The 14,670-nt window shown below is 64.3% G+C and carries 12 protein-coding genes; 9 read left to right on the forward strand and 3 right to left on the reverse strand.

Translation table 11 applies throughout. The features are described 5' to 3' along the window. Positions 1–28: 28 nt before the first annotated feature. From benC to E8E68_RS12200, 7 genes are all read left to right on the forward strand, one after another. Positions 29–1,039, forward strand: a complete 1,011-nt coding sequence (gene benC / locus E8E68_RS12170) for a benzoate 1,2-dioxygenase electron transfer component BenC (protein ID WP_266034176.1) — start codon at positions 29–31, stop codon at positions 1,037–1,039. A 177-nt stretch (positions 1,040–1,216) separates the two neighbouring features. Then, positions 1,217–1,978, forward strand: a complete 762-nt coding sequence (locus E8E68_RS12175; protein ID WP_266034179.1) for a 1,6-dihydroxycyclohexa-2,4-diene-1-carboxylate dehydrogenase — start codon at positions 1,217–1,219, stop codon at positions 1,976–1,978. A 57-nt stretch (positions 1,979–2,035) separates the two neighbouring features. Then, positions 2,036–3,355 (forward strand): aromatic acid/H+ symport family MFS transporter, encoded by a 1,320-nt coding sequence (locus E8E68_RS12180; RefSeq protein ID WP_280341755.1) that lies wholly within the window; start codon positions 2,036–2,038, stop codon positions 3,353–3,355. Between the two features lie 69 nt (positions 3,356–3,424). Beyond that, positions 3,425–4,624, forward strand: coding sequence for a benzoate/H(+) symporter BenE family transporter (locus E8E68_RS12185; protein WP_266034184.1), 1,200 nt, complete (start codon positions 3,425–3,427; stop codon positions 4,622–4,624). 54 nt (positions 4,625–4,678) lie between these two features. Beyond that, positions 4,679–5,929 (forward strand): OprD family porin, encoded by a 1,251-nt coding sequence (locus E8E68_RS12190; protein WP_266034186.1) that lies wholly within the window; start codon positions 4,679–4,681, stop codon positions 5,927–5,929. A 145-nt stretch (positions 5,930–6,074) separates the two neighbouring features. Next, positions 6,075–7,151: a metal-dependent hydrolase gene (locus E8E68_RS12195; RefSeq protein WP_266034188.1), complete on the forward strand. Its 1,077-nt coding sequence runs from the start codon at positions 6,075–6,077 to the stop codon at positions 7,149–7,151. 3 nt (positions 7,152–7,154) lie between these two features. Then, the gene (locus tag E8E68_RS12200; RefSeq protein ID WP_266034191.1) at positions 7,155–7,847 is read left to right on the forward strand and encodes a TraX family protein; all 693 of its coding nucleotides are present in this window, start codon (positions 7,155–7,157) and stop codon (positions 7,845–7,847) included. 87 nt (positions 7,848–7,934) lie between these two features. On the opposite strand, the gene E8E68_RS12205 is transcribed toward E8E68_RS12200, so the two are convergent. From E8E68_RS12205 to E8E68_RS12215, 3 genes are all read right to left on the reverse strand, one after another. Beyond that, positions 7,935–8,945: an aldo/keto reductase gene (locus E8E68_RS12205; RefSeq protein ID WP_280341760.1), complete on the reverse strand. Its 1,011-nt coding sequence runs from the start codon at positions 8,943–8,945 to the stop codon at positions 7,935–7,937. 72 nt (positions 8,946–9,017) lie between these two features. Then, positions 9,018–10,538 (reverse strand): FAD-dependent oxidoreductase, encoded by a 1,521-nt coding sequence (locus tag E8E68_RS12210; protein ID WP_266034195.1) that lies wholly within the window; start codon positions 10,536–10,538, stop codon positions 9,018–9,020. 216 nt (positions 10,539–10,754) lie between these two features. Continuing rightward, positions 10,755–12,083 carry an MFS transporter gene (locus E8E68_RS12215; protein WP_266034198.1) on the reverse strand — a complete coding sequence of 443 codons (1,329 nt, stop codon included), beginning with the start codon at positions 12,081–12,083 and terminating at the stop codon, positions 10,755–10,757. A 163-nt stretch (positions 12,084–12,246) separates the two neighbouring features. Between E8E68_RS12215 and E8E68_RS12220 the strand changes: the two genes are divergently transcribed. Both E8E68_RS12220 and E8E68_RS12225 read left to right on the forward strand, forming a co-directional pair. Next, entirely contained in the window at positions 12,247–13,344 is a 1,098-nt protein-coding gene (locus tag E8E68_RS12220) for a sugar diacid recognition domain-containing protein (protein ID WP_266034201.1), read from the forward strand. Between the two features lie 151 nt (positions 13,345–13,495). Continuing rightward, complete coding sequence (locus E8E68_RS12225; protein ID WP_280341766.1) at positions 13,496–14,635, forward strand: glycerate kinase; 1,140 nt, start codon at positions 13,496–13,498, stop codon at positions 14,633–14,635. Positions 14,636–14,670: the final 35 nt, after the last annotated feature.

Below are 14,670 nucleotides of genomic sequence, written 5' to 3' on the forward strand. Positions count from 1 at the left end.
GTGGCCCGGCTCGCCCGCGAGGTGCAACATGAGCTACCAGATCGCACTGAATTTCGAAGACGGGGTTACCCGTTTCATTGAAGCCACCGGTCAAGAAACCGTGGCCGATGCCGCTTACCGCCAGGGTATAAACATTCCGCTGGACTGCCGCGACGGCGCTTGCGGTACCTGCAAGTGCAAGGCTGAGTCCGGGCGTTATGAGCTTGGCGACAACTTTATCGAAGACGCACTGAGCGAGGACGAAATTGCCGCAGGCTACGTGCTGACGTGCCAGATGCGCGCCGAAAGCGACTGCGTCATCCGCATTCCGGCCTCGTCGCAGCTGTGCAAGACCGAGCAGGCCAGTTTCGAGGCAGCCATCAGCGCTGTGCGCCAGCTTTCGGCCAGTACCATTGCCCTGTCGATCAAGGGCGAGGCCCTGAGCCGCCTGGCCTTCCTGCCAGGGCAGTACGTCAACCTCAAGGTGCCGGGCAGCGAGCAGAGCCGGGCCTATTCGTTCAGCTCGCTGCAGAAGGACGGCGAAGTCAGCTTCCTGATCCGCAACGTGCCGGGCGGGCTGATGAGCAGCTTCCTGACCAACCTTGCCAAGGCTGGCGACAGCCTGAGCCTGGCCGGGCCGTTGGGCAGTTTCTACCTGCGGCCGATCCAGCGCCCGCTGTTGCTGCTGGCCGGTGGTACCGGGCTGGCGCCGTTCACGGCGATGCTGGAGAAGATCGCCGAGCAAGGTAGCGAGCACCCGTTGCACCTGATCTACGGCGTGACCAACGACTTTGACCTGGTCGAGCTCGACCGCCTGCAGGCGTTGGCAGCATGCATCCCCAACTTCACCTACAGCGCCTGCGTGGCCAACCCGGACAGTCAGTACCCGCAAAAGGGCTATGTGACCCAGCACATCGAGCCACGCCACCTCAACGACGGCGATGTCGATGTGTACCTGTGCGGGCCGCCGCCGATGGTCGAGGCGGTCAGCCAGTACGTGCGGGAACAGGGCATCACCCCGGCCAACTTCTACTACGAGAAGTTTGCGGCTGCGGCCTGACAGCCCCCTCTGATTCAACGCAATACCCCGACCCTGTGGGAACGGGCTGCGCGGTGGAGGGCACGGGCTTCGCCCGTGTTCGCGGGCATGCCCGCTCCCACAGTCATCGCGCAGCCTTTCAGGCTTTGAGCAAGACAGTGGCTGCCACAGGGTCTCTCGCGAACTGGAGATTTGCATATGAACAACAGATTCCAAGGCAAGGTCGCCCTGGTCACCGGTGCCGCCCAAGGCATCGGCCGGGGTGTGTGCTGGCGGCTCAAGGCCGAAGGTGCGCAAGTGGTAGCGGTGGACCGTTCCGAACTGGTCCACGAGCTGGCGGGTGAAGGCATGCTTACCCTCACCGCCGACCTGGAACTACACAGCGACTGCGCCCGGGTCATGGCCAGCGCGGTGGAAGCCTTTGGGCGCCTCGACATACTGGTCAACAACGTAGGCGGGACCATTTGGGCCAAGCCCTTCGAGCACTACGATGTCGAGCAGATCGAGGCCGAAGTACGCCGTTCGCTGTTCCCGACACTGTGGTGCTGCCACGCCGCGCTGCCATACATGCTTGAACGCAGCAGCGGCGTCATCGTCAACGTTTCTTCCATCGCCACCCGTGGCGTCAACCGTGTGCCCTATGGCGCGGCCAAAGGCGGCGTCAATGCGCTCACCGCTTGTCTGGCCTTCGAAACGGCGGGCCGCGGGATCCGGGTCAACGCCACCGCGCCGGGTGGCACCGAAGCGCCGCCCCGGCGCGTACCCCGCAACAGTGCAGCGCAAACCGAGCAGGAAAAGCACTGGTACCAGCAGATCGTCGACCAGACCCTCGACAGCAGCCTGATGCACCGCTACGGCAGCATCGACGAACAGGTCGGGGCCATTCTGTTCCTGGCGTCCGACGAAGCCTCGTACATCACCGGCGTGACCCTGCCGGTAGGGGGCGGTGACCTCGGCTGAGCAACACCTTCAGGGCAACAGCTTTCCAACACAACAAAAACAAGAGCGACAGATGCCATGCGAACCCTTGACGTACACCCGATCATCGATAACGCGCGCTTTACCTCGTTCCACTGGATGGTCATGGCCTGGTGCGGCCTGCTGCTGATTTTCGACGGCTATGACCTGTTCATCTACGGTGTGGTACTGCCGGTCATCATGAAAGAGTGGGGCCTGACCCCCTTGCAGGCCGGAGCACTGGGCAGCTATGCGCTGTTCGGCATGATGTTCGGCGCCTTGGCCTTCGGCAGCCTGGCCGATCGCATCGGGCGCAAGAAAGGCATTGCCATCTGTTTTGCATTGTTCTCGGGGGCGACCATCCTCAATGGCTTCGCCAGCAGCCCCAGTGAATTCGGCATCTATCGCTTCATCGCCGGCCTGGGCTGTGGCGGCCTGATGCCCAACGCCGTGGCATTGATGAACGAATACGCGCCCAAGCGCCTGCGCAGCACGCTGGTGGCGATCATGTTCAGTGGTTATTCGCTGGGTGGCATGCTGTCGGCGGGTGTCGGCATTTTCATGCTGCCACGCTACGGCTGGGAATCCATGTTCTTTGCCGCGGCCGTGCCGCTGCTGCTGTTGCCGGTGATTCTCTACTACCTGCCAGAGTCGATCGGTTTTCTGGTGCGCCAGGGGCGTAGCGACCAGGCGCGAGGGCTGCTGAAGCGACTGGACCCAGGCTGCGATGTACAGGCCGATGATGTGCTGCAGGCAACTGATCGCAAAGCCGGCGGGGCATCGGTGCTCGAGCTGTTCAGAAACGGCCTGGCCATTCGCACCTTGGCGCTGTGGCTGGCGTTCTTCTGTTGCCTGCTGATGGTCTATGCGCTCAGTTCGTGGCTACCGAAACTGATGGCCAACGCCGGTTACAGCCTGGGCTCCAGCCTGTCGTTCCTGCTGGCACTGAACTTCGGCGGGATGGCCGGGGCGATCCTCGGCGGCTGGTTGGGCGACCGCTACAACCTGGTCAAGGTCAAGGTGGTGTTCTTCATTGCGGCCGCGCTGTCGATCAGCCTGCTGGGTGTGAACAGCCCTATGCCGGTGTTGTACCTGCTGATCTTCATTGCCGGTGCCACTACCATCGGCACGCAGATCCTGCTGTATGCCGGCGCTGCACAGATGTACGGCCTGTCGGTGCGCTCCACCGGCCTGGGCTGGGCTTCTGGCATCGGCCGCAACGGCGCCATCGTCGGCCCACTGCTGGGTGGCGCGCTGATGGGCATCAACCTGCCGCTGCAACTCAATTTCATCGCATTCGCCATTCCTGGTGCGATCGCCGCGCTGGCCATGGCCGTACACCTGGCCAGTGGGCGGTCACGGGCTTTGCAGGAGGCCTAAGCCACCGCGAAGCAGGCAACACACCACCAAAGCCAGCCACCAGGCCGGCAGCTGCCTTGCGAGAAATTCATGAAAACCTTGATCAGGGACAGCTCGCTGTCCGCCATCGTGGCAGGCTGCATCGCCACGATGATTTCCTATGCCGGGCCATTGGTGATCATCTTCCACGCCGCCGAAGCCGCCGGCCTGTCGCACCGGCAACTGTCATCCTGGGTCTGGGCGGTGTCCATGGGCAGTGCGGTGTTGGGTGCGCTGCTCAGCCTGCGCTACCGCGTACCGGTGGTGATCGCCTGGTCCATCCCGGGCTCGGCACTGCTGGTCACCGCGTTGCCGCAATTGGGCCTGGCCCAGGCCGTGGGGGCTTATCTGGTGGCCAACCTGATCCTGCTGCTGATCGGCATCAGCGGGGCGTTCGACCGCATCATCGCGCGCCTGCCAGGGTCGATCGCTGCGGGCATGCAGGCCGGCATCCTGTTCAGTTTCGGCATCGAGGTGTTCCGGGCATTGCCGGTGCAGCCGTTGCTGGTCCTGGGGATGTTCGTCACCTACGTGCTGATGCGCCGGTTACAGCCCCGTTATGCCGTGGTCGCCGTGCTTTGCGTGGGCACGTTGATAACAGTCGCCAGCGGCGCATTCCGTAGCGAGGCGCTGGTGCTGGAGCTTGCCTCTCCCCAGTGGATCACCCCGCAGTTCAGCCTGCCAGCCGTGTTCAGCCTGGCACTGCCCCTGGTGCTGGTGGCGCTGACCGGGCAGTTCATGCCCGGCATGGCGGTATTGCGTAACGCCGGCTACAGCACGCCGGCCAGCCCGCTGATCGGCGCCAGTGCCCTGGCCGGTACCGTCCTGGCGCCGTTTGGTTGCCACGGGCTGAACCTGGCGGCGGTCACTGCCAGCCTGTGTACCGGGCATGAAGCCCACGAAGACCCACGCCGGCGCTACGTGGCGGCAGTAGCTGGCAGTGGGCTGTACCTGCTGCTGGGCATCGCGGGCGCCACCTTGATGTCTTTGTTCGCGGCCTTTCCTGCCGCATTGATCGCCGCCCTGGCTGGCCTGGCCCTGTATGGCGCCATCAGCGAGGCCTTGGCCCGCAGCCTGGCAGAGCCGGCAGAGCGTGATGCCGGGCTGTTCACCTTCCTGGTCACGGCTTCCGGGGTGGCGTTCCTCGGGCTGTCGGCAGCGTTCTGGGGGTTGCTGTTCGGCCTGCTGGCACACGCACTGCTCAGGCTGCGCCGGCCACGTGTCCGGGAGGTGCTGCGCCGTACATCCTGAATTGCCGTGTTCCCAACGCTTTACCCATAACAACAAGATCAAGAGAGCTTCGGAATGAATCACACCCCTTGCGTCGCCCTGGGCCTGACTTTGCTCAGCCAACCATTGCTGGCTGCCGAAGGCGGCTTCTTCGAGGACTCGAAGGCCACCCTGAGCGCCCGAAACTACTACTTCAGCCGCGATTTTTCCGACATTGTCGGGGCCAACCAGCAGTCCAGGGCCGAGGAGTGGGCCCAGGGCTTCATCCTCGACTTCAGGAGCGGTTACACCCCGGGCAGGGTCGGCTTTGGCGTGGATGCCCTGGGCCTGTTGGGCATCAAGCTCGACAGCAGCCCCGACCGGGCCAACACCGGCCTGCTGCCGGTGCACGGTGATGGCCGCGCTGCCGATGAGTACAGCCGCCTGGCACCGACCTTCAAGGCGCGCCTGTCGAAGACCGAACTCCGTGTGGGTGAGCTGCAACCCAACCTGCCGGTACTGACGTTCAGTGATATCCGCCTGTTACCACCCACTTATCAGGGTGCCAGTATCAGTTCGGCGGAGATCGACGGGTTGACCGTACAGGCCGGCCACCTGAAAAGCACCCACCTGCGCAACGAGGGCGGCGACGGCAAGATGAACGCGATGCTTGGCCATGTGCCGATGCGCCAGGCCCAGAGCGATGCCTTCAACTACGTTGGCGGCGACTACGCGTTCAATGCCAACCAGAGCAGTGTCAGCTTGTGGTACGGGCAGCTAGAGGATATCTACGAGCAGGGCTTTGTGGGCTTCAAGCACAGCAAGCCAGTGGGGGAATGGGTGCTCAGCGCCAACCTGGGCTATTTCACCGCGCGTGAAGAGGGCGGTGCATTGCTGGGCAACATCGACAACCAGGCGTTCTTCTCGATGTTTACCGCCCGACATGGCGGGCACAGCTTCCACGCAGGCTACCAGGGCATGTATGGCGACAGCCCTTTCCCACGGGTGTTCGCCAACATCTCGCCGCTGGGTAACGAGGTGCCGACGTATGAGTTCGCCTACACCGATGAACGCTCTTACCAAGTGCGCTACGACTACAACTTCGCCGCCATGGGCGTACCTGGGCTGACGGCGACGGTGCGCTACATAACCGGTAACAATGTGGATACCGGGCAGGGCTATGAAGGGCGCGACCGCGAGCGCGATCTGGATATTGGCTATGCGGTGCAGAGCGGGGTACTGAAGGGGCTGGGGATTCGCGTGAGGAACGCCATGGCGCGGTCCAATTACCGCAGCGATATCGACGAGAACCGCCTGACGCTGGTTTATACCTGGCAGTTGTTCTGACCGCGGCACGGTGCGTTCCCACGCTTCAGGCGCCTTTTGCAGGAGCGCACCCAGGTGGGCAGTTGCATCAGCAACAAGGCAGGCATTTGCCTATCCGCCTTGGTTGAGGGTAGTTTTCAGCAATCACCTGCCAGGAATGCACCCCTTGGACTCCATCACCCAAGCTGTACTCGGCGCTGCCCTGCAAGGCACCGTGCTCGGTCGCATCCAGGGCCGCCGTGCGCTGCTGTATGGTGCAGCGCTGGGCACGCTGCCCGACCTCGATGTGATCATCCGCTACGCCGACCCGGTGTCGCAGATGACCTATCACCGTGGCTTTTCCCATTCGCTGTTCGTGCTCACGGGGCTGGCCTTGCTGCTGGCCTGGCTGGTCAACAAATGCTGGCCTGGCAAGGGCTATACCTTGCCCAGGCTGTTCCTCGCATTCTGGCTGGTACTGGTTACCCACCCGTTGCTGGACGCCTTCACGGTCTACGGCACGCAGCTGTTCTGGCCGCTGCAAGGTACCCCGCAAAGCTGGGCGGCGGTGTTCATCATCGACCCGGTCTATACCGTGCCACTGCTGCTGGCGGTCATCTACGCCATCGCCAAGGGCGTGACTGCCAGGGCTGAACGCCTGCTGACCCTGGCGCTGGTATTCAGTACCGCCTACCTGGGGTTTGGCCTTGCCGGGCGCATGGCGGCCGAGCAGCGCTTCGAGGCGGCGCTGCACCAGCGCGGCATCGCTACCAGCGAGGTCCGCGCCGTGCCGATCGCGTTCAACAGCCTGGTCTGGCGGGTGCTGGCCAAGACCGCGGAAGGGGACTACTACGAAGGCATCAGCAGTGCATTCGACCGACAAGCGCCAGAGATGCAGCGCCTGTCGCGAAACCTGCAGCTTGCGCAAGCGCTGAGCGATGATCCCCTGCACCAGCGGTTGCGCTGGTTCACCGATGACTGGCTGCGCTACGACCAGATCGGTGATGCGCTGGTGGTCACCGACCTGCGTATGGGTATTCCAGGCAACTACACCTTCCGTTTCAACATGGCCCACCGTGACAACCAGGGGCGCTGGATTGTCGATGTGCCTTCGATGTTTCAGGGCGCTGGCCCAGGTTCGATGTTCAACGGCGCAGACCTGGCGTTGATCTGGCGGCGCATTATCGAGCAGCAACCACCCTTGCCTCTGGCAGTGTGGACCGAACGCTATCTGGGCGTCAGCCCCGTCGAGCGCGAGCGCTAGGTAGTGCGCTCGGCCGGGCTGGATCTGGTCAAATGGACGGCGATGTTGACCATGGTCGTCGATCACTTGCGTTTTCTGTGGCCCGAGACCGATGGCCTGTTCGTGTTGGGGCGGCTGGCGTTTCCACTGTTCTGCCTGGCGATAGCAGTGAACGTGGGGCGAGCCGGGGCGGGGGCGCTGTATACCCGTGGCAACCTGCGCTATCTGGCGCTGATGCTGATGTTCGTGGTGCTGTCCGAGCCTGCGTATCGTTGGCTGGACAGTGGCTCGCAGACATTCAGCGTGATGCCCACCCTGGCATTGGGGCTGGTGGTTGCCTGGGGTGTGCATCACCCCTTGATATCGGCACGCGTGCTTGGCATCGCCGGCCTGCTGGCAGGTTGGTTGTTGCGTGAGCAGCTGATGTATGGGTTGCCGGGGGTGTTGCTGCCGGGCGCCTGCTTGATGGCGCGCAGGCAAGGTGGGGTTGTCGGGTTGTTGCCTTGCCTGTTGGCTGCGGGCGGCAATCTGACCAATAGCTGGTTGCGCGAGCACCTGTTGGCACCGTTTACGGTGCTGACACTGGTTGCCGCAGCCCTGGCGATTCCGCTCGGGGTGCTGCTGTTACGGCAGGATGAATGGCGGGTGCCTGCGGTGGGGCGCTGGGGTTACCTGTTCTATCCGCTGCATTTGCTGGCCATCAAGGTCCTTTCATGAGCCAGTCATCCGGCCGGGGTGAAGGGGGGACTGGGAGCCCGGCGTTGGGCTCCCATTGCCCGCGAAGAGGCCAGTACAGGAAGACGATCAGCTGCGGGCCAACCGCCCACTCACATAATGCGCGACATCATTGAACCCTGGGGTCGACGCATGTCCCGGTGTCACCAGTGAGTCAATGAACGCCTCGTCCTCGGCGGTGATCTTCACCGCCAGCGCCCCCCCATAGGTCTCCCACTGTTCCTCGGTGCGCGGCCCTACGATAGCGGAACTCACCCACTGGTTATTCAACACCCAGGCAATGGCGAACTCGACCATCCCCACACCTTTGGCCTCGACATAGGCCTGGATCTGCCGGGCAATCGCCAGCGATTCCTGGCGCCACTCCACCTCCATGATGCGCTTGTCCTGGCGCCCGGCACGGCTGCCAGCGTCCGGCACTGCCCCGGGCGCGTACTTGCCACTGAGTACACCTCGCGCCAGCGGGCTGAACGGCACCACGCCCAGACCGTGCGCGGCCGCAGCTGTGAGTTGCTCTGGCTCGGCCTGGCGGTTGACGATGTTGTACAGCGGCTGGCTGACCACCGGTTTGGGTACCCCCAGGCGCTCGGCAATGTGACAGACCTCGGCAATGCGCCAGCCACGGAAGTTGGACACGCCCCAGTAGCGGATCTTGCCCTGGCGCAGCAGGTCGCCAATGGCCTGTACGGTCTCTTCCAGGGGTACCTGGCGGTCTTCACGGTGCAGGTAGTAGACGTCCAGGTAGTCCATGCGCATGCGCGTCAACGTCGCTTCAAGGGCGTTGAAGATGTGCTTGCGCGACAATCCGCTGCGGTTGGGCAGGCCGTCGGACGGGCCGAAGCCGACCTTGCTGGCGACGATCCAGTCCTGGCGATGGCGCGCCACCGCTTCACCGACGATTTCTTCTGAGCGCCCGGCGTTGTACACGTCGGCGGTATCGATGAAGTTGATACCTTGGTCCCAGGCCTTGTCGATGATGCGCAGGGCGTCCTCGGTGCTGGTCTGCTCGCCGAACATCATGCTGCCCAGGGTAAGGGCGGAAACCTGCAGGCCACTGTGGCCAAGAGGGCGGTAGATCATGCGCGTGGGTCCTTTTGCAATCGGCTGACCTGCCTGTTTTACACACAACCCGGGTGCATTGAAAGGCGCTGCTCAACCGATCAGCGCCATGGCCTCCGGCAAGGTCAATGGTCGCTTCATGCGTTGCGACAGCGTCGCCATGGTGTCGGAGTAGCCCATGGCGATCACCGCTTCGACGCGATCATCCACGCATTGCAGGGCCATGAAGTCACCCTGTTCCGGTTCACCGACGAACGCGATCCGGTTCCAGTCCTGCGCGTGCCCCAGCACTTCGTACGTGCGGCCATGCTGGTAGGTCCAGAAAAACGGCACGTCGGCATAGCGGCGCTGCTCGCCAAGCATGTTGGCGGCAGCGATCACCCCGTGCTGCTGGGCCAGGCGCCAGTGTTCGATACGGACCGGGCGGCCTGTCAACGGGAAGGTCACGATATCGCCCGCAGCCCACAGGCCCTCGGCAGCGCGCATTTCCGCGTCGACCCGCACCGACTTGTCCTCGCCCAGCGGCACGCCTTGCAAAAAAGCGGTCGCCGGCTTTACCCCAGTCCCCAGCAGTACCAGTGGCGTTTGCAATCGCTCACCATTGGCCAGCACTACGGCTTCGACCTTGTCCTGCCCCTCGATCCGCTCTACCTCGGTAGGGCCGTGGAAGATGACCCCTTTGCGTTCATGCAACGCACGGATGCTGCGCCCGATGCGTTCACCCAGCTGCTGCGCCAGCGGGACGTCTTGGCGAGTGACCAGATGCACTTGCGCGCCGTACTGGCGCAGGGCCGAGGCTGCTTCCAGGCCAATGAAACCGTCACCGACGATCACCACCGGTTTGCCAGGTTCGGTGGCATCGAGCAACTGGGCAGCATCCTCGCGCGAACGCAGGGTAAACACCCCTGGCAGGTCGATACCTGGGAGCTCAGGGCGCAGGGTTTTAGCGCCAGTGGCCAGCAGGCAGGCGTCATACTCGATCTGCTGCCCGTCTGCGAGGGTGAGTTGGCGTTTCTGGCTGTTGAGGCTGCGCACTTTGCCGTGCTTACGCTCCAGGTGGCCCTTGCGCAGTGCGTCGGCTTCGAGCAGCGCGGGGACCTCATCGGGCGCCATCTGCCCGGCTATCACGAATTTGCTGAGTGCGGTGCGGTCGTAGGCGGGCTGGCGCTCCTGGTCGACCCACACCAGGCGGCCGGAAAAGCCATGGTTGAGCAGGGTGGCGACTGCGGCGCTGCCGGCAGCACCGGCACCCACCACCACGAAGCAGCGGGCGTCGCTGTGCCTTGGCGGCTCGATCGGTGGCAGGGGCTGGTCATCGACCCAGACTTCATCGCCCTTGACCCACGCCTTGTAGCGGCGCAGGTCGGCCAGTGCAGGTGGCTCGCAGACCACGCCGTCGTCAACGGCGAACGCAGCCTTGTGCCAGGGGCAGACCAGCAGGCCACCGCAGACTACGCCCTCGTCGAGTGGCGCCCCGGCATGGGGGCAGTTGCCTTGAAAGGCGTGTACCTGCTCCCCTTGACGGACGAGGATGAGTTCTTCGCTACCGGCCTGGACGCGCAGGGGGCGATGTTCGTCGAGTTGGTCCAGGCGGGCCACGGCGTGCTCGGTCATGGGGTTTCTCCAAGGGGGTTTGAAACCATTTGACGCCTGGGTAGCGAGGGGGATGCGTTGATCTGACGATCGGAAGCTTTAACCCGCCGGGTGACACGCTGGCGGTGACGGGGACACCATCTTCCCTGATGAAGATGATAATCGTGCTAAAGGGCTACCGCGCAACGGTAGCCCTTTAGCGTGACGGCGAGGTGGCCGGAATCTACCGCGAATGCCTCAACGGGTGAGTGCAGAGCTCAACACACCCGCCCGGGTCACGCGCAAGGCCACCAGGCTGCCCAGCACGATCAGCGCGGCCAGCGAATACAGTGCGGCATCGGTCGAGCCGGTCTGGTCCTTGATGAACCCCACCAGGTACGGGCTGAGAAAACCGGCCATCTGGCCTACCGAGTTGATGATCGCCAAACCGGCGACAGCGGCGCTGGCACTGAGCAGCGCAGTCGGCATGGGCCAGAACATCGGCAGGCCGGTGAGGGCGCCCATGGTGGCGATCGACAGGCCAAGAATGGCGATGCTCGGGGTGCCGGCGAAGTTCACCGCGATCAGCAGGCCAATGGCGCCCATCAGCATCGGTACGACCAAATGCCAGCGGCGCTCGTTGCGCAGGTCGGCGGAGCGCCCGCAGAGGATCATGAACACACCAGCCAGCAGGTACGGGATCGCGCTGAGCCAGCCGATCAGCAGCGGGTTGTCGAAGCCCATGCCCTTGATGATCGAGGGGAGCCAGAAGTTGATCGCGTACACGCCGCTCTGGATGCAGAAATAGACAAAACCGAAGGTCCAGATCAGCGGGTTGGTCAGCACGGCCAGCACGCTGTCGCCTGCGGTGTTCGGCTTGCTGGCGGCATCGGCGTCGAGATCGGCGGCGATCAGTTGGCGTTCCGCCGGGCTCAGCCACGCGGCTTTCTGGTAGCCATCACTGAGCAGGAACACCGCCATTACCCCCAGGGCAACGGTCGGCAAGCCCTGGATCAGGAACATCCACTGCCAGCCGGCCAGGCCGTGCTGGCCGGCGGCGAAGTGTTGCAGGATCCACCCGGAGAACGGCCCGCCGAGCAGGCCCGACACCGGGATTGCCGACATGAACAGGGCCATGATGCGCCCGCGGCGGGCAGCGGGGAACCAGCGCGAGAGGTACAGCACCACGCCGGGGAAGAAACCGGCTTCGGCAGCGCCGGTGAGCAGGCGCAGGGTATAGAACTCGGTGGGGGTGCTGACGAACAGCAGGCAGGTGGAGAGGCTGCCCCAGGCGATCATCATCAGCGCGATCCAGCGCCGCGGACCGAAGCGGTTGAGCGCCAGGTTGCTCGGCAGACCGCACAAGACGTAGCCGATGAAGAAGATGCCGGCGCCAAGGCCGTATACCGTTTCGCTGAATTTGAGGGCGTCGAGCATCTGCAACTTGGCAAAGCCGACGTTGACGCGGTCCAGGTAGTTGAACAGGTAGCAGATGAAAATGAACGGAATCAGCCGCAGGGTGATGCGCCGGTACAGCGCGTTGCGGGAGGTATCCATGCCTTGGTCAGGGGCGGGGCTGTGTGCCATGATCGGGTTCTCTGTTGTTATGGTTGTCGCCGCGTCGCCTGTTCCGGCGCTCGCCCTGACGAGTCTCGGGGACTGCGGCGTGCCTGTCTTTGTGCTTTTGCACAGCGATCGGCCTGGGCTGCTGTGCCCGGGCCCAAAAGCCTAACACCCAAAGGACCGTTCAATGTTCGAACTCGACCATGACCTGGCACAGGATATCGTGGACCGGGCAATGGCCATTCTGCCCTGCAACGTCAATGTCATGGACAGCCAGGGCCTGATTCTTGGCAGTGGCGAGCCGGAGCGCATCAACACCCGTCACGAAGGGGCGCAGCTGGTGCTGGCCAATGGCAGGATCGTCGAGCTGGATACTGACGCGGCCAAGTGCCTGAAGGGCGTGCAACCCGGCGTGAATCTGCCGCTGATGCTCGATGGCCGGCTGATGGGCGTGCTAGGCCTGACAGGCGACCCGCAGCAGGTGCGCACCTACGGCGAACTGGTACGCATGACCGCCGAAATGCTGTTGGCCCAACGGCATTTGCAGGCCGACCAGAAATGGCGTCGACAGCGCTGTGATGATTTGCTGGCCTTGTTGCTGGGGGGCAGCGGTGACTCCCCGCGTTTGCTCGACGAAGCCCGGCAGTTGGGCCTCAAGCCGCAGTTGCCACGGGTACCGTGCCTGTTCGAGCTGGCCTCGGGGCCGGCCGCCGAGGCGCTTGCCGCGTGGTTGACCAGCCGCTACCCGGACAGCTGGTGCGTCAGCCCCGCGCGCCACTCGCTGCTGTGGTGTCGCCCGGCCGGGCTGCCCCTGGACGAGCCGCGCTTGCTGGAACGCTTGCAGCGACATGGCTGGGAGGTGGAGCGGCTGGCCCTGGGCAGCGCTGCGCAGAGCCTGGAGCAGCTGCGCCGCGGTTACCGCCGGGTACGTGACCTGTTGGCTTACGGCCGGGAGGTAGTGCCTGGCGAACGCTTGCTCAGCCTGCAGCGCTACCGGCTGCCGGCATTGCTGTGGCGCCATCGCAACGATGACGCGCTGGATGAACTGCTGGAACCGTTGCTGCGTATTCGCGCGAAAGACGGCAGCGGCCAGCTCCTGCCCACCCTGCGCGCCTGGTGTGCCCATGACGGCCAGAGCCAGGCCTGTGCCGATGCCTTGGGCATTCATCGCAACAGCCTGCGCTACCGCCTGGAGCGGATTGCCGAGTTGGGCGAAGTCGACCCGCTGCGCATGGAAGGGATGTTCAGCTTGTACTTGGGGTTGCAACTGTTGCCCCCAGACTGACCGTGAACGATCCGGTGATTGTCCTCCAAAGGTTCAGACCGCAGGCACAAAGGCATCTGCCCAAACAACCCGGCCGGCGTTTTGTGCATTTGACCGAGGCCGCTTGGGCGTACAACTGTCAGCATGCCGCCATCAGGACAGGAGAATCCCCATGAAGATCGTCATTGCCCCCGACTCGTTCAAGGACAGCCTCGACGCTGCCGCTGTTGCCCGCGCCATTGCTGCGGGCCTTGGCGAAGCGTGGCCGGACGCACAGCTGGTCGAGTGCCCGATGGCCGACGGTGGCGAAGGCACCATGGATGCGATTCTGGCTGCCAGCCACGGCGAACTGCGCCGCCAAATTGTGCGCGGGCCGCTGGGGCAAAGCGTCGAGGCCGGCTGGGGCTGGTTGTCGCACAGCCGCACGGCCATCATCGAAATGGCTCAGGCCAGTGGCTTGCAACTGGTGCCGACTGGCCAGCGTGATGCCTGCCGCAGCAGCACCTGGGGTACTGGCGAGCTGATTGCCGCCGCCTTGGCTGCCGGTGCCCAACGCGTGGTGCTGGCCATTGGCGGCAGCGCTACCAACGACGCCGGCAGTGGCATGTTGCGCGCACTGGGCCTGCGTCTGCTGGACGCCGACGGTCAGCCGCTGGAAGAGGGCGGCCTGGCCCTGGCCAGGCTGGCCCGGATCGACGCGAGCGACCTCGACCCGAGGCTGGCCGAAGTGCAATTCGAAGTGGCAGCCGATGTCGATAACCCACTGTGTGGCGCCAATGGGGCGTCGGCGATCTTCGGCCCACAGAAGGGCGCGAATCCGCAGCAGGTGCAGGCCCTGGACCAGGCGCTGGGGCATTTTGCCGACCATTGTGCGCGGCTGCTGGGTGTGGATGTGCGGGACGAGCCGGGTTGCGGTGCTGCCGGCGGCATGGGCTTCGCTGCCCGGGCATTCATGGCGGCGCAGTTCCGCCCCGGGGTAGAGGTGGTGGCCGAACTGGCCGGTCTTGACGCCCTGGTGCAGGGCGCCGACCTGGTGGTGACGGGTGAGGGGCGGTTCGATGCGCAGACGCTGCGCGGCAAGACCCCGATGGGGGTGGCGCGGGTTGCCAAGCGTCATGGTGTGCCGGTGGTGGTGCTGGCCGGCACCTTGGGTGAGGGCTACCAGCAGTTGTATGGCCATGGTGTCGATGCTGCGTTCGCCTTGGCCAGTGGGCCGATGAGCCTGGAGCAGGCGTGTGCCAATGCCGCCGAGCTGCTTCAGGCGCGCGCCTGTGATATCGGTCGTCTGTGGCGTTGTGCCAAGCAGTGCTGAACAGCATCTTGCGCGGCCGTTTTCGTCTTGCCTGA

Origin of the sequence: Pseudomonas sp. BN607 (assembly GCF_029871175.1) — a bacterium.
Taxonomy (GTDB): domain Bacteria; phylum Pseudomonadota; class Gammaproteobacteria; order Pseudomonadales; family Pseudomonadaceae; genus Aquipseudomonas.

Excerpts from the sequence above, each read along its gene's own strand:
- benC (WP_266034176.1), top strand. The coding sequence starts at position 29 with ATGAGCTACCAGATCGCACTGAATTTCGAAGACGGGGTTACCCGTTTC.
- E8E68_RS12175 (WP_266034179.1), top strand. The coding sequence starts at position 1,217 with ATGAACAACAGATTCCAAGGCAAGGTCGCCCTGGTCACCGGTGCCGCC.
- E8E68_RS12180 (WP_280341755.1), top strand. The coding sequence starts at position 2,036 with ATGCGAACCCTTGACGTACACCCGATCATCGATAACGCGCGCTTTACC.
- E8E68_RS12185 (WP_266034184.1), top strand. The coding sequence starts at position 3,425 with ATGAAAACCTTGATCAGGGACAGCTCGCTGTCCGCCATCGTGGCAGGC.
- E8E68_RS12190 (WP_266034186.1), top strand. The coding sequence starts at position 4,679 with ATGAATCACACCCCTTGCGTCGCCCTGGGCCTGACTTTGCTCAGCCAA.
- E8E68_RS12205 (WP_280341760.1), bottom strand. The coding sequence starts at position 8,945 with ATGATCTACCGCCCTCTTGGCCACAGTGGCCTGCAGGTTTCCGCCCTT.
- E8E68_RS12210 (WP_266034195.1), bottom strand. The coding sequence starts at position 10,538 with ATGACCGAGCACGCCGTGGCCCGCCTGGACCAACTCGACGAACATCGC.
- E8E68_RS12215 (WP_266034198.1), bottom strand. The coding sequence starts at position 12,083 with ATGGCACACAGCCCCGCCCCTGACCAAGGCATGGATACCTCCCGCAAC.
- E8E68_RS12220 (WP_266034201.1), top strand. The coding sequence starts at position 12,247 with ATGTTCGAACTCGACCATGACCTGGCACAGGATATCGTGGACCGGGCA.
- E8E68_RS12225 (WP_280341766.1), top strand. The coding sequence starts at position 13,496 with ATGAAGATCGTCATTGCCCCCGACTCGTTCAAGGACAGCCTCGACGCT.